Here is a 21,074-nt window from a genome sequence, read left to right as displayed (position 1 = left end):
TCAGTGCACTATGCGATGGCAGCAGGGTTAACGCAAACCCGCACGCGCAGCAGCGCGGTCAATTGCGGCTGCGATCGCTTCGGGGTCCGCGTGATGGGGCATATGACCAACGCCTTCGAGCACAGTTAAGTTGGCACCTGTGACCTGCTGCGACAGTGGCTCGGAGTGGATTGTCATGGGCACGATTGTATCCGCGTCGCCATGTACAATCTCGAGCGGCAGAGACAGCTCAGCATAACGTTTGGACATTTTGACGATATGGGGGCGGAGGGAGTTCACCTGCTGGGCATTGGCGCGCATGCTCTCGCGGCGCAGCACCAGACCAGCGCCAACATGTTCCGCATAGCCCGCAGGGGCAGGCTGCGGTTTGAAAATTGCCTCGACGGTGCTGTCCACGTAGGTCGATGGAACAAATGCCGCCAGTGGCGGTACCATCAGCGCACCACCGAGTGCACTGCCCAACACTGTGTAGGTCCAGCCCAGATCGCCCGGCCACGGATTCGACACCGCGCCCAACATCACCAGCGCGCCGGTCTCGCTGGGTTGGTTCAACGCCCATGCCATGGCAACAGCACCCCCAAACGAATGACCGACTACAATCGGGCGTTCTACCCCGACGATGGCGGCGGCTTTTTGCAACAAGGTAGCCTGTTCGAGCGGAGTTTCGGCGGTGGTATTCCATGGTCCAGCTTTTCCGGACAGGCGCCCGGTCCAACCCAAACCGGGCCGGTCAAACATGATGACGCGGTAACGATCCGAGATCTGGTCAGTGAATTGATAAGTCCAGTCGCGGACATTTCCGCTGGCACCATGGATTAGCACCAGATCGGGTCCGCTGCCTGCGATAAGGACATGCACAGGGGTCCCGTCCACATCAATCACACGACCCTGTGGCGGATAATCCCTCGCTGCGGCTGCCTCGCGCGCGCTGGCGCGCCATTGCACCACAACGAAGAGCACCAAAACAAGCGCGGCGAAAGCAACCATACTAAGTACCGATTTTTTCAATATCATAAGGCGTCGATTGATAGATTTCCTGAATCCAGTTGCCATAGAGCAGATGGGCATGGCTGCGCCAGCGGTTCACTGGTGGCAACGATGGATCATCATTGGTGTAATAGTTTGTGGGAACGTTGATCGGAGTACCGGCTTCAACGTCGCGGTCGTACTCTTGCTTGAGTGTGTCGCGGTCATATTCGAAATGATTGAAAATATAGACGGTACGGTGTGCAGCATCTTCGATAAGGGCAGGGCCTACTTCGTCACTGCCCAGAAGAGTGGTCAGCCCGGGTGCGGCGTCAACCTCGTCCTGTCTGATTTCGGTCCAGCGCGAAACGGGTATTACACAATCGTCCGAGAACCCGTTGAGATAGGGCGAGGCAGGGGCAAGGTTTTGGTGGCGGAAACAGCCAAAGGCCTTTGCGTCGAGGATATGTTTTTTGACGCCATGAAAATGGTTAATCATCGCCATGCCGCCCCAGCACACAGCCATGGTGGATTGCACATTTGTCTGGGTCCAGTTCATCACCTGTTCAAGCTCGGCGTAGTAATCCACGTCCTGAAACTCGAGATGCTCGATGGGTGCTCCGGTTATAATCAGCCCGTCGAACTTCTCGTTCCAAACCTCTGATACAGGGCGATAAAAGCTCTCCATATGCTCGGCGGCTGTGTTCTTTGTTTGGTGGTCAGTCATCCGGAGCAGGGTCAGCTCAATCTGCAAAGGCGTGGCCCCGATGAGGCGTGCAAACTGGTTCTCTGTCTGGATTTTTTTAGGCATCAGGTTCAACAGCGCGATGCGCAAGGGCCGGATATCCTGAAGCGCCGCTTGATCCTCGTCCATCACGCGCACGCCCTCACGGGTGAGGACATCGTAGGCGGGGAGATTGGCGGGGATTTTTATAGGCATTTGCTTTGACACTTCTTTATCAGACGGGTGGTACAGATAGTGCGGCAGGCGCAAACCCTCAAGGGGTACGCACGGGCTCGTGTTCAGAGCTTGGCAGCTATGAGCGCGTCGAAATCCCGTGCGGTTTTGACGGCATGAATGTCGTCGGCTGTTACGGTGATCCCGTGGCGCGCCATCGCAGCATAGCGCGGCTGGCGATGTGCCAGCGCCTGTGCATATGTCCAGCGGATGAACGTATCAGGATCGACGTCTTCCTCCGACATATTGTTTTGGTTCAGATATTCACCCCAGACACGGGCGAGGAACTCAGGTTGATAGGCCATAGGTTTGGGCGCGCGGTCGAATCGCTCGATCATGTCGTTCGTGTGGGCCGCATCGCCTTTGATCCAGACCAGCAGGCATTGCGAGGCCAGTTTGGTCAACAGCGGATCGTTCTCATCCTCAGGGTCGATCCATTCACAGATCGAGCCGCCGGTGTCACAGATGAAATTATTGTAGCCATAAAGGGATTGTGCGCGGATCCGGAAGGTTTCGGTGTCGTCCTGCAGGGCTGCAATTTCTGCGATGCGGAACTGGCTCTGACGACGGATGTATTCCGCCATGGGCAAGCCGCCCTTGGCAGGATCGCCGGGCTTTCCCAGATATGATGCAACCGCACTCAAGTCATGATTATGGACGTTCGGCTCCAGATAGATAGCATCCGCACGCAGCATCTCGGCCAAAAACGGCTCTCGCATGGCATGGGCAATAAGGTTGTCCTTGATGTGGGAGTACATGCCTGAGGTGCCGATCCGGTAATCGACCGAATAATGGAACCATCCACCCTGCTGAACCAACACCTTGGATACATGGGTTTTGCCTAATCCTGACATGCCGAAGAATAAAACAGATTTGCGTTGCGCTGCGCGCCAGCTTTTTGCGTCAGGATAGATCATAGGGGCCTCCGGTAGGGCAGGATCGCTTCTCCCTATCGCGCAGGCCGCATCCGGTCAATCAGCCGCCCGTCGATGACCAGCAGGCCAAAGGCCAGAAGTGCAAATCCCTTGTAGGCATTTGGTGCAAGGGTCTCCCCCAGAACGACCGCGCCCAGCACGATTGCGATAGGGGCGATCAACAGGGTAACCAGCATCAGATTGCCGCTCCCTGCGATTGCCAGCACGCGGTAATAAAGCAGATAGGCGAGCGCGGTCGCCCCCAGCGCATAATAGGCGATCGCGAGCATGGTGCGCGGCTGTAGATGAAGGCTGATTGGTCCGTCAACGATCCATGCAAGCGGGACCATAATTAGTGTCGAGGCGGTGAGCATACCTGCTGCAGCGACCTGCGGGGACAGACCCGATAAACGGTTGCGTGCCCAGACGCCTGCGAATGCATACGAAAGCGTTCCTGCGAGGATCGCCAGTTGCGCCATCGAGGTGATATCAAACGCGCGCAAACTGTCGATCCCTATGGCGGTGACCACACCGGCAAAGCCGATAGCAACACCGATTGCCTTCCGCATTGACAGCCGCTCATCCGCGAGCAGGAAGGCTGCTACAAGCACACCGAAAATTGCAGTGGAGGCGTTGAATATCGAGGTAAGTCCTGTGGGGATGTGCAACTGGCCCCATGCCATAAGAAAGAAAGGGACCACGTTGTTCAGAAGGCCCATACCTGCAAACCCGACCCAGATTCGGCGTCCGCGTGGCACAGCATGGCCGCGGACAATGACATAAACCCAAAGCAGAAGTGTGGCCCAGAAAACGCGGTGCGCGACTGCTGTCAGCGGCGGAACCTCGTCCAGCGCTATGCGGATAGATAAAAACGAAGCCCCCCACAACCCCGCAAGAGCGAGCATCAAAAGCCATGCTGTGGTTGAAATGGTGCGACCTGTCATGCTGCGTCCCTAGCACGCGCAAAGGTTATCAGCCACTCCGGTTCATGCGCAAAAAAATACCCCGCCCACCGGATTGATCGGGGGCGGAGCAATTGGTGTTGGAGCTTTTAGAACTTGTAGGCCAGTTTGAGACCTACAGAAACCGCGTCATTCCCCTCGAACGGGGCGACACCTCTGCCACCGGGCGAGGCTACGGCATCGCCAAGGCTGGTGTAGCGTACACCGCCGGAAATTGCGAAGCTGTCATTCACGTCATATTTGGCGCCGACGGCGATAAACTTCGATCCGTTTGTGGGGGCAAGAGGGGATACAAAGTCATCATCACCCTTTGTAGAGAAGCCAACCGAGACCGAGCCTGACCATTGCTCCGAAAAGCGGCGGCCTACACCGATGTCGAAGTCAAAACCGTCTTCGAGGTCAGTCAACGCATTGCCCGTAGCGCCGCTGAAGCCCGCGGGAGAAACGACTGTGTCGCTATAACGTGCATACCGCAGCGAGCCGAAAACGAGTGTGTCCTTCGCGACGCCGGTCTGGAAGGCGATGTTAAGGCTTTCGGGGGTGTCTACTTCGGTGATCGCACCCGGTGCTGAAATTTGCGCGCCACGAATGGTCTCTCTCGTGGCCAGATCATGTGAGGTGCTGGAGTTGTAGGTGACAGCCACCCGTAGCGCGATGTCTGGGATCTCGTAGGCACCGCCGATCACATAACCTACGGCACCATCCGAGCCAAACGTGCCCGAGTATCCGTTGACGCCGTTCGCTGTGCCGGGAGCTGTTCCGGGGGCGTTGAACGCCAAACCACCTAGGGTCACGCCCGCAGAGATCTCCTGATAACGCAGGCCGCCGTGTACGGACCAGTTCGAGTCGAGCCTGTAATTTGCCAAAGCCGTGAGCGCGTAACTGTCCACAGTAGCGCCAGTTGTGCCCAAAATGGTGGTAGTGGAAGAACCGGGATAAAGCGTATCAGCGCCATATGGCTCGTCGGCAATGAAAGCCAATGAGAGCTGGTCATTGAGATCATATTTAATGCCGCCCGACAGTCCGCGGAATGCCTGTCCCACGTTGCCGGTCGCACCACCGCCGAAGGCTGGATAGGCATTTCCACTGATGCTCGGATCGGTATAGCTGAACGTCAATTCGGCATGATTGCCTGTCTCGAACAATATGCCGACGCGTTGACCAGCGCGGTCAAGCCCTACGGCCTGTGCTGAAACAGTGGATGCAAGCAATGCTGCAACCGTCAAAAAACGGGTTTTCATATGTTTCTCCTCCCAGAGCGGCGCCGTTTGAAATTTTTATAAGTGTTCCGGATTACCCTGAACGAGCGCTGGTCAAATCATCAGCAAGTTTTAGCCGATGGGTCAATATTGACGCTGGGAGAGGTTGCACAAATTTTACAAGCGTTGTGTGCGTGTCTCATTCCATATGTTGAGATAATTTGCTGCGAAAATCAGCAACGCGCCCACAAAGACCCAGATTTCCAAGGGTTCGTCATAGAGAAACATTGCAACAATTGCGATTACCGGCAGACGGGCAAAGTCGATCGGCACAACAATACTCGCCGGTGCGATCGACAAGGCATTGGTCAAGCAGAAATGCGCAAGCAAACCCGCACAACCCACAAGAAACAGAAATGGAAAACTGGTAGCGCTGGGAAGAGCGATATGGCCGTCATAGCCCGCCATCACCAGTCCGAACACAAGCTGGATACTGGTCAGGTAGAACAGGATGCAGGTGATCGAATTGTTTCGGGTGAGCCGCTTTGTCAGCAGTATCGTAAGGGCGAAAAAGACCGCAGCCGTTGCTGCCGCGACAAGGCCGATATGAAATGTATGGGGATTGGGTCGGGTTACGATAAGGATGCCGACAAAACCGAGGAAAACCGACAGTGCGCGGATACTGGACATCCGCTCCCCCAAAAGCAGCGGCGCAAGGATCACAACCCAGAGCGGCGAGGTGAATTCGAGGGCGAAAACCTGTGCCAGCGGCACTACCGCCACTGCATAGAACCACAGATTCTGGCCCGTAAAGTGAAAGATATTGCGCAGGAAGTGTTGGCGGATACTGCGGACCTGAACCTCGTGCCAGCGCTTGTTTAGGGTCGTGACGCTTACAACAATAATCAGACCTACGAGACTGCGATAAAGCATGATCTCGAATGTGTCATAGTCGGCCGCCAATTCGCGCCCCGCAACAGCCATGAACGAAAATGAGACTATCGCACCTGTCATCCAAAGCGCTGCTTTGAAAATTACATTCATTTAAGTCCCGTCACCGTATAATCGCGTTCGATACCTGCTGTCTGCGCTGCCCAATCGGATGCTGCGGTGCGGGTCTGGTGTGCCTCGAATGCAGCTTGGTCTACAAAGCATTCTGCCACGGTCCAGACCATCGGATCGCCAGATTGGGAGACTTCGAAAGACAGGCATCCTGACTCGGCGCGGGTCAGATCAATATGCGTTTGGATGCAGGCGCATACACGGTCAATCTGTTCTTGTGACGTGCAGGTGAGTGTACCGTGTAGCGTGATCTGCGATGTTATTCCCATTCAATGGTGCCGGGAGGTTTCGATGTGATGTCGTAGGTGACACGATTGATCCCCGGTACTTCGTTGATGATACGGGTTGCCGTCTCGCCCAGGAAATCGTGGCTGAAGGGATAGTAATCAGCTGTCATGCCGTCCACGGAGGTGACAGCGCGCAGAGCGCAGGCAAAATCATAGGTGCGCCCGTCTCCCATCACGCCGACGGTTCGAACGGGCAGGATGGCCACAAATGCCTGCCAGATTTCGTCATAAAGACCATGCTTGCGGATTTGATCAATATACACGGCATCCGCCTCGCGCAGGATGTCGAGCTTGGCGCGGGTAATCTCCCCGGGGCAGCGGATCGCAAGACCCGGACCGGGGAAGGGGTGGCGGCCAATGAAAGACGGTGGCAGGCCTAATTCACGGCCCAAAACGCGCACCTCGTCCTTGAACAATTCACGCAGCGGCTCAACCAGCTTGAGACCCATCTTTTCAGGCAAGCCGCCGACGTTGTGATGGCTTTTGATGGTCACAGAGGGGCCGCCGGAAAATGAAACCGATTCGATCACATCAGGGTAAAGCGTGCCTTGGGCGAGGAACTTTGCGCCCTCGATCTGGTTTGCATATTTCTGGAAAACGTCAATAAACAGCCGCCCGATGATCTTGCGCTTTGTCTCTGGGTCTGACTGGCCTTCCAGTTCTCCCAAAAACAGCTCGCGCTCGTCGGCGTAAATAACTTTCAAGTTCATGTTGTCGCGGAACATGGTAACGACTTCTTCGGCCTCGTTTTTGCGCAGCAGGCCATGGTCCACAAAAACGCACGTGAGCTGGTCGCCGACAGCCTCATGGATGAGGGCAGCAGCAACAGAGGAATCGACACCGCCCGACAGTCCGCAAATCACATGGCTGTCCCCTACGGTGGCGCGGATTTTTTCGATCGCTTCCTCACGGTAGGCATTCATTGTCCAGTCACCCGTAAACCCTGCCATACGGACGAAGTTTTCGTAGAACTTAAGGCCGTTGGGCGTGTGGTGTACCTCTGGATGGAACTGGACGGCGTAAAATTTGCGGGTCTCGTCAGCGGTAATTGCAAACGGCGCATTGGGAGAGGTGCCGAAAACCTCGAATCCCGGTGCGATGGCGCTGACGTGGTCACCGTGGCTCATCCAGACCTGCTCTCGCTCGGTTAGGAACCAACCCTCGAGCAACTTTGTCTGGGCCGTTGTCGGTGCAACATAGGCACGACCGAATTCTTTGGTGCCGTGGCCGCTTTCTACTTTGCCGCCAAGCATTTCCATCATCACCTGCTGTCCATAGCAGATGCCCAGAACAGGCACGTCCAGCGCAAATACCTTTTGGGGCGGGCGCGGCGAATCCACATCAATCACCGAGGCGGGCCCACCCGATAGGATCACTGCCTTTGGCGCGAAAGCGGCAAGGAACGCGTCATCCACCAGATTGAACGGATGGATTTCGCAATAGACATTCAACTCGCGCAGGCGGCGGGCAATCAGTTGGGTAACTTGGCTGCCGAAGTCGATGATGAGGAGGCGGTCATGGGTATGTTGTGTCATGGTCACTGATTATGCGCGGCGCGCCTGCGTGGCAAGGCGGATTTGGCGCACACAGCGCTTGCTTTGTACGCTGAAGACCTGAGCGCGGATATTTGCGGCGAATAGAAATAGGCAGCGCGGGGTGTGATTATGTCGCTTTTCTACCTGCATGGCCGTTATCCGTGCGAGCGGCGTGGTCGGAGTGGGGTAGTGGAAGTTCAAGTTTATTCATGAGGGGACAGGACATGGCAGAAGCAGCAAGACGCACGCGCGGTGGTGGTGGGGCCGCACGGCGTGCCGAGCGCACGGCAGTTTCATTCGAAACTGCCAAATACATCGAGCGCAATATCCCCAACTTCGAGATTTTGACCGAAGAAGCACTGGAGATTATCGAGAACAATGCCGAAATAATCCTCGAAGAAATCGGCGTTAACTTTCCCGATAATCCGCGGGCACTGGCGCGCTGGCGCGAGGCAGGTGCGGATGTTCAGGGTGAGCGGGTGCGCATTCCACGCGGTCTGGCGCGCGAACTTTGCAAAACGGCACCGTCCTCTTATGTGCAGCACGCGCGCAACCCTGATCGCAATGTTGTTGTGGGCGGCAAAAGCTTGGTGCTCGCGCCCGTCTATGGCCCACCCTTTGTGCGCGATATGGCCGGTGGCCGCCGCTATGCCACGATGGAAGATTTCCGCAAATTCGTTAAGCTGGGGTATATGTCCAAGTGGTTGCACCACTCCGGCGGAACTGTGTGCGAGCCAACAGATGTAGCCGTGAACAAGCGCCATCTGGATATGTTGCACGCCCATATGACGCTAAGCGACAAGCCGTTCATGGGATCGGTAACCGAGCCGAGCCGCGCGCAAGATTCGGTGGACATGTGCGGTGTTTTGTTCGGTGAAAAGTTCGTGCAGGAAAACACTGTCATGACCTCGCTGATCAACATTAACTCGCCCATGACATTCGATGACGTGATGATGGGCGCGTTGGAGGTTTACGCCCTCAACAATCAGGCCTGTATCATCTCGCCATTTATTGTGGGCGGTGCGATGGCACCCGTATCCGTCGCGGGGACGTTGACGCAGGTGCTGGCCGAAACGCTGGCGGGTATCGCATATAGTCAACTGATCAAACCGGGCGCGCCGGTGATTATGGGGGCCTTTGTTACCTCGATCGATATGAATTCTGGTGCGCCTACATTCGGTACGCCGGAAGCTGCGCATATCACCTATGGCGCCGGTCAGTTGGCGCGGCGGCTGAACCTGCCTTACCGCTCTGCGGGTTCTTTTTGTGGCTCCAAGCTGCCCGATGCGCAGGCGGCTTACGAGACGGCGAACAGCCTGAACATGGGGTTGCTGTCGGGGGTTAACTTTATGCTGCATGCCTGTGGTTGGTTGGAAGGCGGGTTGGTGTCGTCTTTTGAGAAGTTTGTAATGGACGCCGACCAACTGGGCACGCTGCATCATCTGGCAAGAGGCATCGAGATTGACGAGAACGCACAGGCGATGGATGCGATCCGCGAAGTTGGTCCGGGTGGGCACTACCTCGGGTGCGAGCATACACAGTCAAACTTCAAAAAGGCGTTTTGGAAGTCTGATCTACTGGACTACAAACCCTTCGAGACATGGGAAGACGAAGGCGCGCGCGACACGCAAACCCTCGCTTCGCTTCGTGTGGAAAAAATGCTGAACGACTACCAGCAACCAGCAATGGATCCCGCCATTACCGAGGCCCTGGACGCTTTTGTCGCAACGCGTAAAGCGGCAGAGCCAGACAGCTTTATGTAATAATTAAATCGGCTGCGGGCCCGATGTTGTGGCCCGCAGTTCCCGCGCCTCTGCGACAATAGCGATCAGTACATCGACATGGGCGATCACGCTATAGCAGGGGTCAGAATCCGTCCGCTGCTGTTCCATTTCCCGTTCCATATCCACCAAACGCACAAGTGCGTCAGCATGCCGCGGCAAAAGGCCGTACCCTAACAGGCGAGGTAGTGTGGTTGCGCGGCGGTAGTCTTGGGCACCTATCCGCGCCGCCCGCATTAGAAGGCGAGGACGGTGTAGCGCGGCCAGCAGGCTGTGGATATCTTTCATAATTTTGGCTCCGTTTGGGGTGCAGCACGGCGGTTGCCTGCTTTGATGATCCCATATTCCCCCAGTTTTTGCGTTGTTGCGCAGAGCACCCGATCACCGTGCGGCGCCTTTAGGATTGTTTCTCTTTTTTGAACAATCATGGACTGGAACTGTAATTTTAACGAATAGGTAACCAATTCCTCCCTAGGTTGAATTTACCTATTGTTAACAAAGCTGAGGAGGGACACTCAGACATGGGATCGACTATTCTTGAAATTGGACAAACCCGACATCGCGCAGTCGGGATGGGCAGCGCTGTCCCTGGCTGGGTTCCGCGTTCCGTGCAGAACTATATCGACCATACGGAGATGGGCATTCCTATCCGCGCACTGGCGCGCAAGCAGGGCTGCCACGCCTCGACAATTCTGCGCCAGATCCGGCGTGTTGAGACCCTGCGCGATGATCCGCTGGTCGACGGCGTGTTAAAGACACTTGGCGGTGGCGCTGACGGCAACGGCGTTGCGGGTCAACCTCAAGGCGGCGCGACCTGCCTGCCGGTCCCATCCACAGCACCACCAGCCGCTTTGCCAGATACAGCCCAACTGTCCGAACATGGGTTGCGTGTGTTGCGCCGTCTTGCCGAAACGGGCGCAATGCTGGCTGTGGCGGCGGATCTGGAAAAGGCTGTAATTGTAAGAGACGGCCCAGGAGGACAGAGCACGCGCACAGGTGTCGTGGACCGCGCTATTGCCGAAGCAATGGCGCTCAAAGGCTGGATACTGGCCCCTGTCGTTGGACGCATCACCCGCTACCGTATTACAACGGCAGGCCGCGCTGCGTTGGCGGATATGATGGCCCGTGCGGAGAATGCCCGCGCGGGCAGCGACGACGCTGCACGCTTAAGCGAGCCTTCAGAGGCCCCGCGCCGCATCCGCTACGGGATTGCCGAGAGCCCTCTGGTGGCGCTTGCAAGGCGGCGAGGGCGCGAAGGCGAGAAGTTCTTGGAGGATGATTTAGTGCACGCCGGGGAACGCTTGCGCGAAGATTTCGAACTGGCGCAAATGGAGGCCGAAGTGGCCCGCGATTGGAGCACGTTCCTGAGAACGCTGCGGAGTGAATGCGCACCGGTTCAGACCGGAGGCTCTCCTGCTGCGCGGCGTGCACATGTCCGGGTGATTGCAGCGCTTCAGGATCTCGGGCCAGGATTGTCTGATGTGACCCTGCGCTGTTGTTGTTTTCTGGAGGGTCTGGAGACAGCAGAAAAGACTCTGGGCTGGTCTGCCCGTTCGGGCAAGATTGTGCTACGGATCGCTTTAATGGGGTTAAAGCGCCATTATGCCCAAAATCCGGATCAAAGCGGTGCAATGATTGGTTGATGATCGGCCATTCAATTGCGCAGCGAATAGCGGCAATGCGACGCGACAGGGTTTTGTTTGATCCGCGATGTGATAGATAGGAAAAAACATCAAACGAGGTTCCAATGCGCGATCTTAAAATCCCCGAGCAGCGCCACCCCGAAAAGGCGCGCCGCCCCGATAATGCCCAACCGAAAAAGCCCGACTGGATCCGTGTTCGGGCACCGGGCGGCAAAGGGTATGAGGATACGGCGCGGATCATGCGTGACAATAAGCTGGTAACGGTATGTGAGGAGGCAGGATGCCCAAATGTGGGCGAATGCTGGTCACAGGGCCACGCCACCATGATGATTATGGGAGAGGTCTGTACCCGCGCCTGCACCTTTTGCAACATCGCTACCGGAAAACCGCCGGAAGCGCTTGATGCTTTTGAGCCGGGTCGCGTGGCCGATGCCGTGTCCAAGCTTGGGCTTAATCATGTTGTCATCACCTCTGTAGACCGCGATGATGTTGAGGACGGCGGGGCAGAGCACTTTGCCCAGACCATCCGCGCCATACGCCACCGTGCCCCTGCCACGACGATCGAGATTTTGACGCCTGACTTTATCAAATGCGGCCCCGAGGCGCTTGAAAAGGTAGTTGAGGCGCGCCCTGACGTGTTCAACCACAACCTTGAGACTGTGCCGGGCCTCTATCCCGAAGTGCGACCAGGTGCGCGCTACTTCCACAGCTTGCGGCTGTTGCAGCGGGTAAAGGAGCTTGATCCCTCAATGTTTACCAAATCAGGGATCATGGTGGGGCTGGGCGAGGACCGCCAGTCGGTGATGCAGGTTATGGACGATATGCGCGCTGCCGATATCGATTTCCTGACTGTCGGTCAGTATTTGCAGCCAACTCCGAAACATCACCGTGTTGACCGTTTTGTTCACCCCGACGAATTCGCGACCTATCAAAAGGCGGCTTATGGCAAGGGCTTCCTTATGGTTTCGGCCACGCCGCTTACCCGATCAAGCTATCATGCGGGCGATGATTTTGCCCAACTGCGTGCTGCGCGAAATAAAAAGTTGGGCATTGCCTGAGCCAGTAGCGTTCAGGGAGATGGCAGCGCTTTTAAGTAGCCGACAATAGCCATGCGGTCATCCTCGGGCAACAGCGCGAGGATGCCGGAATCGCTTGCGAGAGTAAGAAGCGATTTTTCAAAAAAATATGAAAACTTCCTGTGTTTGCGATAACGCTAACCCTGCACAGCCTTTTGTACCTGATGGATTGTGTCCACATACGCGTGATAAATTTCTCAGAACAGGCGCCGCGATATGCGGTCGGCGGTTGCCCATGCGGGCCAGAAGCCAAAATACTCCAGACCGAAAATTACAGCTGCAACAAGGGCCACCGCGAACACCAGTTTGACCCGCGCAGGCGAGGGAGGATTTTGAACCCAGCGTTTGGCGCGCATGAGATGCCTCGGATCAAGCAATTCTCGTTACCTCCGCTATTCAGGCACCATCGGTAAACCGTACCTTGCCGATGTAGGGCAGATTACGGTTACGTTGCGCAAAATCAATGCCATAGCCAACAACAAACTCGTCCGGTATCTCGAAGCCGGTGTGGTCGGCCCGCAGATCGACTTCTCGGCGCGACGGTTTATCCAGCAAGGCCACGGTTTTAAGGCGCGCAGGCTTGCGCGCGCGCAGCATCGCAGTGACATGGAACAACGTATATCCGGTGTCTACGATATCCTCCACCAACAGCACATCACGCCCTTCAATGCCACTGCGCAAGTCCTTGAGAATACGCACTTCACGTGTACTCTCCATGCCATTGCCATAACTCGACGCCTCCAGAAAATCGACCTCGATCGGCAGGTCCAGCTCACGCACCAGATCGGCGATAAAAACGAAACTGCCGCGCAGCAAGCCGACAACGATCAGCTTGTTGGTGTCGGCGAACTCATCCTGAATCTCGACACACAGCTCTTCGATACGGGCGGCAATGGATTTTGCCGAGATCATCTGGTCTATGACATAAGGACGCGTGTTCATGGCCACCTCTTGATTGTGCGCCCGCCTGCGCTTTGATACAGCGCTACGCAAACATGTTCAGGAAATCAATGCCCACACACGCCGAGACCCGCACAATGCCCTATAGCGCGCAACAGATGTATGATCTTGTTGCTGATGTCGCCAGCTATCCTAAGTTTCTGCCGTGGACAGCTGCCGCGCGTATAAAATCATTGGACGACAAGGGTGATCACAGTGTGATGGATGCCGATCTGGTGATTTCGTTCAAGGTCTTTCGCGAGCGGTTTACGTCACGCGTTGTGCTTTGGCCGCAAACCCGCAAGATCGACACCGAATACCTCGACGGACCGTTCAAATATATGAAATCAAATTGGGCGTTCAGAGATGTCGATGGCGGTTGCGAAGTTGATTTCTTTGTCGATTTCGAATTCCGCAACCGGATTTTGCAAAAGATCATCGGTGTTGTTTTCAATGAGGCAATGCAGCGGGTCGTCAAAGCGTTTGAGAAGCGGGCGAACACGCTGTACGGCTAGGCCGGATCGGGAAAACATCGGGGGAGGAGAGCACCATGGGGATCACAGACCAGCTGGTGAAATTTAGCACTGCAGAGGTGCCCGAAGAGGCCGCTGCGATGATGCGCCTGTCATTGTTTGACTGGGCCGCTTGCGGCATTGCAGGCGCAGCCGAGCCTGAATTCGCCGCATTTCGTCGGGCGCAGATGATCGAGGACGGCCCGGCGCAGGTGTTCGGTGGCGAGGCATTAGGGGCTGCTGCTGCGGCACTGCTCAACGGCACGCTTAGCCATGCACTTGATTACGACGATACGCATTTTGCCCATATCGGGCACCCCTCGGTCGCTGTTTTGCCCGCTGTTATGGCATTGGCCGAAACGCTGGACATTCCCCTGACAGAGGCCATTGATGCCGCGACCATCGGGGTGGAGGCATCCGTATTGGTCGGCATCTGGCTGGGTCGCGCGCACTATCAGGTAGGTTTTCACCAGACTGCAACCGCAGGCGCTTTTGGTGCTACTTTGGCCACAGCGCGCTTGTTGGGACTGGACAAGGTTGGGACGCGAAATGCTTTGGGTCTTTGCGCTTCAATGGCGTCGGGGATCAAGGCGCAGTTTGGCACCATGGCCAAACCGCTCAACGCAGGACTGGCCGCCCGCACAGGGATTGAGGCAAGCCTTTGGGCGCAGGCCGGTATGACGGCGGCCGAGGACGGGCTTGAAGGGCCGCTCGGCTTCGGGCCGACCCACCATGGGCAAGGAACAGAGATCAAGCTGCCGCGAAAAGACTGGCAGATCAGCACGATTAGCCATAAATTCCACGCCTGTTGCCACGGGCTGCACGCCATGCTGGAGGCGCTTGGCGGGGCAGGTGTCGCGCCGGACCGCATTGAGGGGCTGAAAATCCGTACACATCCGCGCTGGATGAGCGTGTGCAACATTTCAGAGCCCAAGACGGGTTTGGAAGTCAAATTCAGTTATACGCATACCGCCGCGATGACACTGTTAGGCCATGGCACAGGTGCCATCGCCAACTTCAGCGACGAGATCGCCCGAGATAAGGAAATCTGTGCCCTACGGAACAAGATCGAGGTGATCGAAGACGACACGCTGACCGAGACACAGTCGCAGGTAACCCTGACGCTGATCACGGGCGAGGTGCGGCGCTTGCGTCATGATCTGATGGCTCCGATGACATTGGAGGCCCGCAGCGCAAAGTTGCGGCGCAAGGTCAAGGCGCTGCTGGACGCACAACGCGAACAGGCACTTTGGGATGCGGCAACAGGGACAGAGCTTGACGCAGTGACAGCCTGCTTTGCGGGAACGGCGCCCGCAGACTAAGCTGCGGGAAGGGCGCGCAGGGCGTCGCGCAACAGCAGCAGTGCATGATCACGTGCTGCTGCGCGGACATGCTCACGCCCCAACTGACCGAATTCGACCGTAGAGGCGATACAGAATCGTGGTCCTGCGATTGCGAAGCAGACGCGCCCCTCCGGCTTGAATTCTGAACCGCCTGGACCCGCGATCCCCGTGATGGAGACGGCCAGTCCAGCATCACTGTGCGCAAGCGCGCCCAGCGCCATTTCGCGTGCAACTTCTTCGGAGACAGCGCCATGCGCTTCCAGCGTTAAGGGGTAGACCCCGAGCATCTGGATTTTCGCAGCATTGGTGTAGGTGACAAAGCCGCGGTCGAACACGGCGGACGATCCGGCCAGATCGGTAAGGGCGGCGGCGACCAGACCTGCGGTGCAACTCTCTGCGGTGGCTATCATCACGCCGCATGATTTGCCCAAAGCAAGGATCTCAGAGCGCATGGGCGACCCCTGCAAGTACCACCACACCGATTGCTGAAAAGATGCCTGCAAACACATCATCCAGCATCACACCCAGCGGGTCGCCGCGCCGGTCCGCCCAGCCGACAATCCACGGCTTCCAGATGTCAAACAATCGAAACAGAACGAATGCGGCGATCCAGCCGGGCCACATCACGGTAATGTCGATGCCCATGCGCCAGCTGGCAATTGACAGCGGAAGCAGTGCAATCCACTGGCCCACAACCTCGTCGATGACGATTTCCGATGGATCGTGATCATCGCTACCGGCGGTCATCTTCGATGTGGCCCACCACCCTTTTAGGAATGCGGCCACGATCGCCAGTACCAACAATGGAAGTCCGCCAATCACATGAATAAGCCACCCCCAAGGTAGCGCCACCAGTGATCCCCACGTTCCAGGCGCGGGGCGCAAATATCCGACGCCCAAAACTGTACCGATCATCCGCGCCAGCTTCATGATTTCACCAGCGTTGCGGTGGCGATGCAGGCAATTCCCTCACCACGTCCGGTAAAACCCAAACGCTCCGATGTGGTGGCCTTGACCGACACGCGGGCAACCTCGATTCCCAACATTTCTGCCACAGCTGCACGCATGGCGGCAGCGTGCGGTCCGACTTTTGGAAACTCACATATCAGCGTGCAGTCGACATGGGTAAGTGTGAACCCCTGATCACGGGCCATTTGGGCGGCGTGGCGCAAGAAGATATGGCTTTGCGCCCCTTTCCACTGTGGATCGGAGGGCGGGAAATGCGTGCCGATATCGCCAGCTGCCAGCGCGCCATAAATTGCATCGGTGACGGTATGCAGTCCCACATCAGCGTCGGAATGCCCCACAAGACCTTGGCCGTGCGGAATTTTTACGCCGCACAGCATAACGTGGTCGCCTGCACCAAAGGCGTGCACGTCAAACCCGTTGCCGGTTCGGATGTCCATATCTCTCTCCAGTATTGCTGTTGCGCGGGCGAAATCGCCGCTGGTCGTTATCTTGATATTATCTGGGTCGCCGGCGGTGATGGCAACCGTCAGACCGGCGCTGCGCGCAACCTCAACATCGTCGGCCGCGATGCCTGAGTAGGTGGCGTAGGCATTTAGCAGGGCAGCACGGTGAAACCCTTGCGGTGTCTGTGCCGCAAAAAGGCCGGTGCGATCGCGGTTTCCGGTCACTACCCCGTCATCCCCAGTCCAAAGCGCGTCTGTAACCGGCAAACCGGGGGCTGCGGCTTCGTGGCTTTGGAGGGCTGAAATCACATCGCTGATCACACCTTTTGCAACGCAGGGCCGCGCAGCATCATGGATCAGGACGTAATCACAGGGCGGCATCGCGAGCAGACCCGCGCGGACAGAATCGCTTCGTTCTGCGCCGCCCTTGGTCACGGTGATGCCTTGCGCCTCGAAAACACCTGCTTCATTTATATCGTCTGCATGGAGAACAAGGGTGATGTGATCCACCTCACTGTGCGCACGGAAGGCGGCAACGGTATGGTCGATCACACGGGCCTGTCCCAACATCTGCCATTGCTTCGGGCGTGGACCGCCCGCCCGCACGCCCCGTCCGGCAGCAACAATCAGAACGCATACCTGCATGGATCAACCTTTCTTATTGATGTCGTTTTACGAAATCGTGACAGGGGGTGCAATCAGGCGCGGAGCGGCGCCGCTGGCCGTGCGCCTAAATTTTAGGCAGATGTGCAGTGTCTGGCGGGTAAATGGATACGCCATTCATTGTATATTCGCTTGGTTTGATATTATATTCCTGATGTTGATGATCATTTAAGCACAAATACATGACCTTCCCGCTAAACCTTTCACCTCCTGTTTTTCTGGCCCCGATGGCCGGCATCACCGATCTGCCCACCCGCAGCCTCGTGGCGCGTTTCGGTGCGGGGCTGGTAGTGTCCGAGATGATAGCTTCGGGCGAGTGGCTCACGCAGCGCCCCGGCACCCGCGAGAAGGCAGAGCTGGGTCTGGGCGTCGAGGGCACCTCGGTACAGATTGCGGGACGCGAGGCAGGGCCGATGGCAGAAGCCGCACGCATGATTGCAGGGCAGGGCGCGCGGATCATAGACATAAATATGGGCTGTCCCGCCAAGAAGGTCACGCAAGGGGCCTCCGGCTCTGCACTTATGAAAACACCCGACCATGCGCTGCGCTTGATTGAGGCTGTTGTCGGCGCGGTTGATATTCCGGTCACCCTCAAAACGCGGCTTGGTTGGGATGACGATATGCTCAATGCGGCGCCTATCGCCACGCGGGCCGAAGCAGCAGGGATCCAGATGATCACCATCCACGGGCGCACGCGGTGCCAATTCTACAAGGGCAGCGCAGACTGGGCCGCGATCCGCAATGTTGTGGATGCAGTGGATATCCCGGTGGTGGCGAATGGCGATATTGTCGATGCCGCGACCGCTCGAAAGGCACTGGCGCAATCAGGCGCACAGGGTGTGATGATCGGGCGTGGCATTCAGGGGCGTCCATGGCTGCTTGCCCAGATTGCCCATGAAATCTACGGCACACCTGCGCCGCGCATTCCGCAAGGTGCGGAATTTACCGATATGGTGCTTGGACATTACGATGCACTGCTGGGGTTCTATGGCACGAAACTGGGCTTGCGCGTGGCGCGTAAACATCTGGGCTGGTATATGGATCACGCAGGAACGCCCGACAATGCACGCCGCGCTGTGCTGACGGCCCAAAGCGTGGAAGAGACACTTATCGCGCTGCCTGCGGCATTGGACCCTTCCGCATGGGACGTAGCAGCATGATGGGTGAGGGCTACGGCTCAAGTCCGCTTGCCACCCGCGAGGAGCGTGGCCTTTGGGCATCTTTGCCGGTTCCATCAATTCTGGTGGGGCCCGATGACCGTATCATTGATATAAATGCTGCTGCCGAAGGCTTCCTCAACGCCTCGATCAAGGGGGTTGCAGGCACACCTGTCTGGGACATGATCGCCGTTGACGCACCGCTTGAGGAGGCATTTGCCCGCGCCCGAAGCACGCAAAGCACGCTGTTTGTGAACGATGTGGATGTGGGAAGCGGGCAGCGCGCGCCCTTGCAATCGCAACTTCAGATTGCGCCCCTGTCAGGGCATGACGGTGTAATGATCCTGATGATTTCACCGCGTGAGCTTGCGGGGCGGATGACGCAGAACCAGTCGGTCAAATCGGCAGCTAAATCCGCCATCGGGATGGCTGAGATGCTGGCCCACGAGATCAAGAACCCGCTTGCCGGTATCACGGGTGCGGCCCAGCTTTTGGGGATGAACCTGCCGCCCGAAGATCTGGAACTGACGGATCTTATTGTTGCCGAAAGCCGCCGGATCGTGAAGCTGCTTGAGCAGGTTGAGCAGTTCGGCAACCTGACACTGCCTGAGCGCGGCGAGGTTAACCTGCACGATGTTCTCGACCGTGCGCGCCGTTCAGCGCTTTTGGGGTTCGGCGCCCAGATGAAGATCGTCGAGGATTACGACCCCTCGTTGCCGCTTGCATGGGGGGACAAGGACCAGCTTTTGCAGGTAGTCCTCAACCTGATCAAAAACGCCTCGGAGGCTGCTGGCGACGCTGGCGGCACGATCCGCCTCCACAGCTATTACGAGCACTCGTTCCGGCTGCGCCGCGCTGACGGGCAGGGGATTGCCCTGCCGCTCCAGATCGAGGTTATTGATGATGGGCCGGGCCTGCCCGAACATATTGCAGCAGACGTGTTCGAGCCTTTTGTCTCTGGCCGCGAGAACGGTACTGGCCTCGGCCTCGCGCTGGTGAACAAAATTGTATCCGAACATGACGGTTGGATTTCGGTGTCCTCCGTACCGGGGCAGACCGTGTTCCGCATTTCGTTGCCGCGTGCGGATGCGTCCCGCGACATCAAAAACCAAGATCCCAAGAAGATCGAGGCGGGCAATCCGCCCCAAAAGGAGAGTTAAGTTATGGATGGCACTGTTCTGGTTGCAGATGACGACCGCACCATACGCACCGTACTGACCCAAGCGCTGACACGTGCAGGGTGTAAGGTTCATGCCACTTCCAGCCTCACAACCCTGATGCGCTGGGTGGCAGAGGGCAAGGGTGACGTGGTGATCTCGGATGTGGCGATGCCTGATGGCAACGGCCTGGAGATGCTGCCTAAGATTGCGCAGGACCGGCCCGATCTACCGGTGATCATTATTTCTGCACAGAACACTATTATGACTGCGATCAAGGCGGCCGAGGCGCATGCCTATGATTATTTGCCCAAACCGTTCGACCTGCCGGATCTGATGAAGCGGACCGCGCGCGCGTTGGAGCGGGGGGGTGCGCCGCGGCGTGTGCAGCCCGCCCACACCGAGAAAGACGAAGATGATCTGCCGATGGTGGGTAAGACGGCCGTAATGCAATCGCTCTACCGTGTGATTGCGCGGGTGATGAACACCGATCTGCCAGTCCTGATTTGGGGTGAAAGTGGCACGGGAAAATCGCTGATCGCGCGCGCCATCCATGACCTGTCGGACCGCCGGTCATTGCCGTTTGTGACGGTAACCGAGGCGGAGCTACGCGACATCGAGGGCCCGGCCCGTGTCCTTGCACGCGTGCGGGGCGGCACACTTTTGATTGATGAAATCAGTGATATATCAGGCGAGGTTCAGGCGCGGATCGCGCGGATGATGGATGCTACCTCGGATAATGCGCCACGGTTTATGGCAACCTCCCAGCGCGATCTGGGACAGGACGACGCACAAAGCGCGCTGCGCCGTGATCTGTATTACCGACTGTCGGGCGCCACGCTGCATGTGCCGGCGCTGCGTGACAGGGTTGAGGATATTCCGCTACTGGCTGCGCATTTTCTGGAAAAAGCGGATGCGGCTGTTGGTGCACCGCACGCCCTGTCGGACGGGGCTGCCAAAATTTTCACAAACTACCCGTGGCCCGGTAATGTGCGCCAGCTGGAGCATGCGATGCGACAGCTTGCTCTGACCAGTCGCGCAGTCGAAATCACACAAGCCGAAGCCGAGCAGATCGTCGGGGGCCAACCGGGGCCGGAGCCAACGCGCGCCATCCCCAGCGGCGAGAAACTGGGGGCAAGCGTGGAGCGCCATATCAGACGATATTTCGAGCTGCATGGAAGCATGTTGCCCCCTCCGGGTATTTACCAGCGTATCCTGCGCGAGGTTGAAGGCCCCCTGATCGAGGTTGCTCTTGCTGCTACTTCGGGAAATCAGGCCAAATGCGCCGAACTGCTGGGCATTAACCGGAACACTTTGCGAAAGAAGATAACCGAGCTTGAAATAGAGGTTACACGCGGTCGAAAAATGATGTAAAACTGTCACATAAACGTGGCCATCAAGGAACAACCTTGATCAGGACCATATAAATTGGCGGTTCGGTGCGTTTGCACCACATCAGGTAAGGACGCGGCGTGGCAGCTCTCTCACGCAACACTTGGCTTGTCCGG

The 21,074-nt window shown here is 57.4% G+C and carries 22 protein-coding genes; 8 read left to right on the top strand and 14 right to left on the bottom strand.

Annotated elements, in window-relative coordinates; genetic code table 11:
- Window positions 1-27: 27 nt before the first annotated feature.
- From C8N30_RS14725 to guaA, 8 genes are all read right to left on the bottom strand, one after another.
- On the bottom strand, window positions 28-987 hold the full coding sequence (locus tag C8N30_RS14725) for an alpha/beta fold hydrolase (RefSeq protein ID WP_025062032.1): 960 nt from the start codon (window positions 985-987) through the stop codon (window positions 28-30).
- A gap of 1 nt (window position 988) precedes the next feature.
- Window positions 989-1,906 (bottom strand): homoserine O-acetyltransferase MetA, encoded by a 918-nt coding sequence (gene metA, locus C8N30_RS14720; protein ID WP_025062033.1) that lies wholly within the window; start codon window positions 1,904-1,906, stop codon window positions 989-991.
- Window positions 1,907-1,989: 83 nt separating this feature from the next.
- On the bottom strand, window positions 1,990-2,841 hold the full coding sequence (locus C8N30_RS14715; protein WP_025062034.1) for an ATPase: 852 nt from the start codon (window positions 2,839-2,841) through the stop codon (window positions 1,990-1,992).
- Window positions 2,842-2,873: 32 nt separating this feature from the next.
- Window positions 2,874-3,782, bottom strand: a complete 909-nt coding sequence (locus tag C8N30_RS14710) for a DMT family transporter (protein WP_025062035.1) — start codon at window positions 3,780-3,782, stop codon at window positions 2,874-2,876.
- 107 nt (window positions 3,783-3,889) lie between these two features.
- Entirely contained in the window at window positions 3,890-5,041 is a 1,152-nt protein-coding gene (locus tag C8N30_RS14705) for an outer membrane protein transport protein (RefSeq protein ID WP_025062036.1), read from the bottom strand.
- Window positions 5,042-5,176: 135 nt separating this feature from the next.
- Entirely contained in the window at window positions 5,177-6,043 is an 867-nt protein-coding gene (locus tag C8N30_RS14700; RefSeq protein WP_025062037.1) for a DMT family transporter, read from the bottom strand.
- Window positions 6,040-6,330, bottom strand: a complete 291-nt coding sequence (locus C8N30_RS14695) for a putative quinol monooxygenase (protein ID WP_037967863.1) — start codon at window positions 6,328-6,330, stop codon at window positions 6,040-6,042. The genes C8N30_RS14700 and C8N30_RS14695 overlap by 4 nt, the downstream gene beginning before the upstream one ends.
- Entirely contained in the window at window positions 6,321-7,883 is a 1,563-nt protein-coding gene (gene guaA / locus C8N30_RS14690) for a glutamine-hydrolyzing GMP synthase (protein WP_025062039.1), read from the bottom strand. The genes C8N30_RS14695 and guaA overlap by 10 nt, the downstream gene beginning before the upstream one ends.
- 224 nt (window positions 7,884-8,107) lie before the next feature.
- Between guaA and C8N30_RS14685 the strand changes: the two genes are divergently transcribed.
- On the top strand, window positions 8,108-9,646 hold the full coding sequence (locus C8N30_RS14685) for a trimethylamine methyltransferase family protein (protein ID WP_037967864.1): 1,539 nt from the start codon (window positions 8,108-8,110) through the stop codon (window positions 9,644-9,646).
- 3 nt (window positions 9,647-9,649) lie between these two features.
- On the opposite strand, the gene C8N30_RS14680 is transcribed toward C8N30_RS14685, so the two are convergent.
- On the bottom strand, window positions 9,650-9,952 hold the full coding sequence (locus tag C8N30_RS14680) for a DUF6477 family protein (RefSeq protein WP_025062040.1): 303 nt from the start codon (window positions 9,950-9,952) through the stop codon (window positions 9,650-9,652).
- 233 nt (window positions 9,953-10,185) lie between these two features.
- On the opposite strand from C8N30_RS14680, the gene C8N30_RS14675 reads away from it, so the two are divergent.
- Together C8N30_RS14675 and lipA are read left to right on the top strand one after the other, a co-directional pair.
- On the top strand, window positions 10,186-11,307 hold the full coding sequence (locus C8N30_RS14675) for a DUF6456 domain-containing protein (RefSeq protein ID WP_025062041.1): 1,122 nt from the start codon (window positions 10,186-10,188) through the stop codon (window positions 11,305-11,307).
- Between the two features lie 104 nt (window positions 11,308-11,411).
- Window positions 11,412-12,365, top strand: a complete 954-nt coding sequence (gene lipA, locus C8N30_RS14670; RefSeq protein ID WP_025062042.1) for a lipoyl synthase — start codon at window positions 11,412-11,414, stop codon at window positions 12,363-12,365.
- Between the two features lie 215 nt (window positions 12,366-12,580).
- On the opposite strand, the gene C8N30_RS19420 is transcribed toward lipA, so the two are convergent.
- Together C8N30_RS19420 and hpt are read right to left on the bottom strand one after the other, a co-directional pair.
- Entirely contained in the window at window positions 12,581-12,739 is a 159-nt protein-coding gene (locus C8N30_RS19420) for a hypothetical protein (protein WP_037967865.1), read from the bottom strand.
- Window positions 12,740-12,779: 40 nt separating this feature from the next.
- The gene (gene hpt, locus C8N30_RS14665; protein WP_025062044.1) at window positions 12,780-13,325 is read right to left on the bottom strand and encodes a hypoxanthine phosphoribosyltransferase; all 546 of its coding nucleotides are present in this window, start codon (window positions 13,323-13,325) and stop codon (window positions 12,780-12,782) included.
- A gap of 68 nt (window positions 13,326-13,393) precedes the next feature.
- Between hpt and C8N30_RS14660 the strand changes: the two genes are divergently transcribed.
- Complete coding sequence (locus C8N30_RS14660) at window positions 13,394-13,837, top strand: type II toxin-antitoxin system RatA family toxin (RefSeq protein WP_025062045.1); 444 nt, start codon at window positions 13,394-13,396, stop codon at window positions 13,835-13,837.
- A 35-nt stretch (window positions 13,838-13,872) separates the two neighbouring features.
- The gene (locus C8N30_RS14655; protein ID WP_025062046.1) at window positions 13,873-15,156 is read left to right on the top strand and encodes an MmgE/PrpD family protein; all 1,284 of its coding nucleotides are present in this window, start codon (window positions 13,873-13,875) and stop codon (window positions 15,154-15,156) included.
- Here C8N30_RS14655 and C8N30_RS14650 read toward each other — a convergent pair.
- From C8N30_RS14650 to C8N30_RS14640, 3 genes are read right to left on the bottom strand one after another with little or no spacing between them, the layout of a single operon-like run.
- On the bottom strand, window positions 15,153-15,629 hold the full coding sequence (locus tag C8N30_RS14650) for a CinA family protein (RefSeq protein ID WP_025062047.1): 477 nt from the start codon (window positions 15,627-15,629) through the stop codon (window positions 15,153-15,155). The two genes, C8N30_RS14655 and C8N30_RS14650, sit on opposite strands and share 4 nt — an antisense overlap.
- On the bottom strand, window positions 15,619-16,107 hold the full coding sequence (locus C8N30_RS14645; protein ID WP_025062048.1) for a phosphatidylglycerophosphatase A family protein: 489 nt from the start codon (window positions 16,105-16,107) through the stop codon (window positions 15,619-15,621). The genes C8N30_RS14650 and C8N30_RS14645 overlap by 11 nt, the downstream gene beginning before the upstream one ends.
- Entirely contained in the window at window positions 16,104-17,234 is a 1,131-nt protein-coding gene (locus C8N30_RS14640) for a bifunctional 2-C-methyl-D-erythritol 4-phosphate cytidylyltransferase/2-C-methyl-D-erythritol 2,4-cyclodiphosphate synthase (protein WP_025062049.1), read from the bottom strand. The genes C8N30_RS14645 and C8N30_RS14640 overlap by 4 nt, the downstream gene beginning before the upstream one ends.
- 200 nt (window positions 17,235-17,434) lie before the next feature.
- Between C8N30_RS14640 and dusB the strand changes: the two genes are divergently transcribed.
- From dusB to C8N30_RS14620, 3 genes are read left to right on the top strand one after another with little or no spacing between them, the layout of a single operon-like run.
- A complete protein-coding gene (gene dusB, locus C8N30_RS14630) occupies window positions 17,435-18,412 on the top strand; it encodes a tRNA dihydrouridine synthase DusB (protein WP_025062051.1) in 978 nt (325 codons plus the stop codon).
- Window positions 18,412-19,569 (top strand): two-component system sensor histidine kinase NtrB, encoded by a 1,158-nt coding sequence (locus C8N30_RS14625; protein ID WP_051567281.1) that lies wholly within the window; start codon window positions 18,412-18,414, stop codon window positions 19,567-19,569. Before dusB ends, C8N30_RS14625 begins: the two co-directional genes overlap by 1 nt.
- Window positions 19,570-19,572: 3 nt before the next feature.
- On the top strand, window positions 19,573-20,940 hold the full coding sequence (locus tag C8N30_RS14620) for a response regulator (RefSeq protein ID WP_025062053.1): 1,368 nt from the start codon (window positions 19,573-19,575) through the stop codon (window positions 20,938-20,940).
- The last annotated feature ends 134 nt before the right edge of the window (window positions 20,941-21,074 follow it).

It is taken from the genome of Sulfitobacter guttiformis (assembly GCF_003610455.1).
Taxonomy (GTDB): Bacteria; Pseudomonadota; Alphaproteobacteria; order Rhodobacterales; family Rhodobacteraceae; genus Sulfitobacter; species Sulfitobacter guttiformis.
This window is presented reverse-complemented; position numbering and strand designations above follow the sequence as displayed.

Bases quoted from the DNA above. Each gene is read 5' to 3' on its own strand.
- lipA (WP_025062042.1), top strand. From the start codon at position 11,412: ATGCGCGATCTTAAAATCCCCGAGCAGCGCCACCCCGAAAAGGCGCGC.
- C8N30_RS14655 (WP_025062046.1), top strand. From the start codon at position 13,873: ATGGGGATCACAGACCAGCTGGTGAAATTTAGCACTGCAGAGGTGCCC.
- dusB (WP_025062051.1), top strand. From the start codon at position 17,435: ATGACCTTCCCGCTAAACCTTTCACCTCCTGTTTTTCTGGCCCCGATG.
- C8N30_RS14625 (WP_051567281.1), top strand. From the start codon at position 18,412: ATGGGTGAGGGCTACGGCTCAAGTCCGCTTGCCACCCGCGAGGAGCGT.
- C8N30_RS14645 (WP_025062048.1), bottom strand. From the start codon at position 16,107: ATGAAGCTGGCGCGGATGATCGGTACAGTTTTGGGCGTCGGATATTTG.
- C8N30_RS14660 (WP_025062045.1), top strand. From the start codon at position 13,394: ATGCCCACACACGCCGAGACCCGCACAATGCCCTATAGCGCGCAACAG.
- C8N30_RS14685 (WP_037967864.1), top strand. From the start codon at position 8,108: ATGGCAGAAGCAGCAAGACGCACGCGCGGTGGTGGTGGGGCCGCACGG.
- C8N30_RS14710 (WP_025062035.1), bottom strand. From the start codon at position 3,782: ATGACAGGTCGCACCATTTCAACCACAGCATGGCTTTTGATGCTCGCT.
- C8N30_RS14620 (WP_025062053.1), top strand. From the start codon at position 19,573: ATGGATGGCACTGTTCTGGTTGCAGATGACGACCGCACCATACGCACC.
- C8N30_RS14650 (WP_025062047.1), bottom strand. From the start codon at position 15,629: ATGCGCTCTGAGATCCTTGCTTTGGGCAAATCATGCGGCGTGATGATA.
- C8N30_RS14680 (WP_025062040.1), bottom strand. From the start codon at position 9,952: ATGAAAGATATCCACAGCCTGCTGGCCGCGCTACACCGTCCTCGCCTT.
- guaA (WP_025062039.1), bottom strand. From the start codon at position 7,883: ATGACACAACATACCCATGACCGCCTCCTCATCATCGACTTCGGCAGC.
- C8N30_RS14705 (WP_025062036.1), bottom strand. From the start codon at position 5,041: ATGAAAACCCGTTTTTTGACGGTTGCAGCATTGCTTGCATCCACTGTT.
- C8N30_RS14640 (WP_025062049.1), bottom strand. From the start codon at position 17,234: ATGCAGGTATGCGTTCTGATTGTTGCTGCCGGACGGGGCGTGCGGGCG.
- metA (WP_025062033.1), bottom strand. From the start codon at position 1,906: ATGCCTATAAAAATCCCCGCCAATCTCCCCGCCTACGATGTCCTCACC.
- C8N30_RS19420 (WP_037967865.1), bottom strand. From the start codon at position 12,739: ATGCGCGCCAAACGCTGGGTTCAAAATCCTCCCTCGCCTGCGCGGGTC.
- C8N30_RS14715 (WP_025062034.1), bottom strand. From the start codon at position 2,841: ATGATCTATCCTGACGCAAAAAGCTGGCGCGCAGCGCAACGCAAATCT.
- C8N30_RS14725 (WP_025062032.1), bottom strand. From the start codon at position 987: ATGGTTGCTTTCGCCGCGCTTGTTTTGGTGCTCTTCGTTGTGGTGCAA.
- hpt (WP_025062044.1), bottom strand. From the start codon at position 13,325: ATGAACACGCGTCCTTATGTCATAGACCAGATGATCTCGGCAAAATCC.
- C8N30_RS14700 (WP_025062037.1), bottom strand. From the start codon at position 6,043: ATGAATGTAATTTTCAAAGCAGCGCTTTGGATGACAGGTGCGATAGTC.
- C8N30_RS14695 (WP_037967863.1), bottom strand. From the start codon at position 6,330: ATGGGAATAACATCGCAGATCACGCTACACGGTACACTCACCTGCACG.
- C8N30_RS14675 (WP_025062041.1), top strand. From the start codon at position 10,186: ATGGGATCGACTATTCTTGAAATTGGACAAACCCGACATCGCGCAGTC.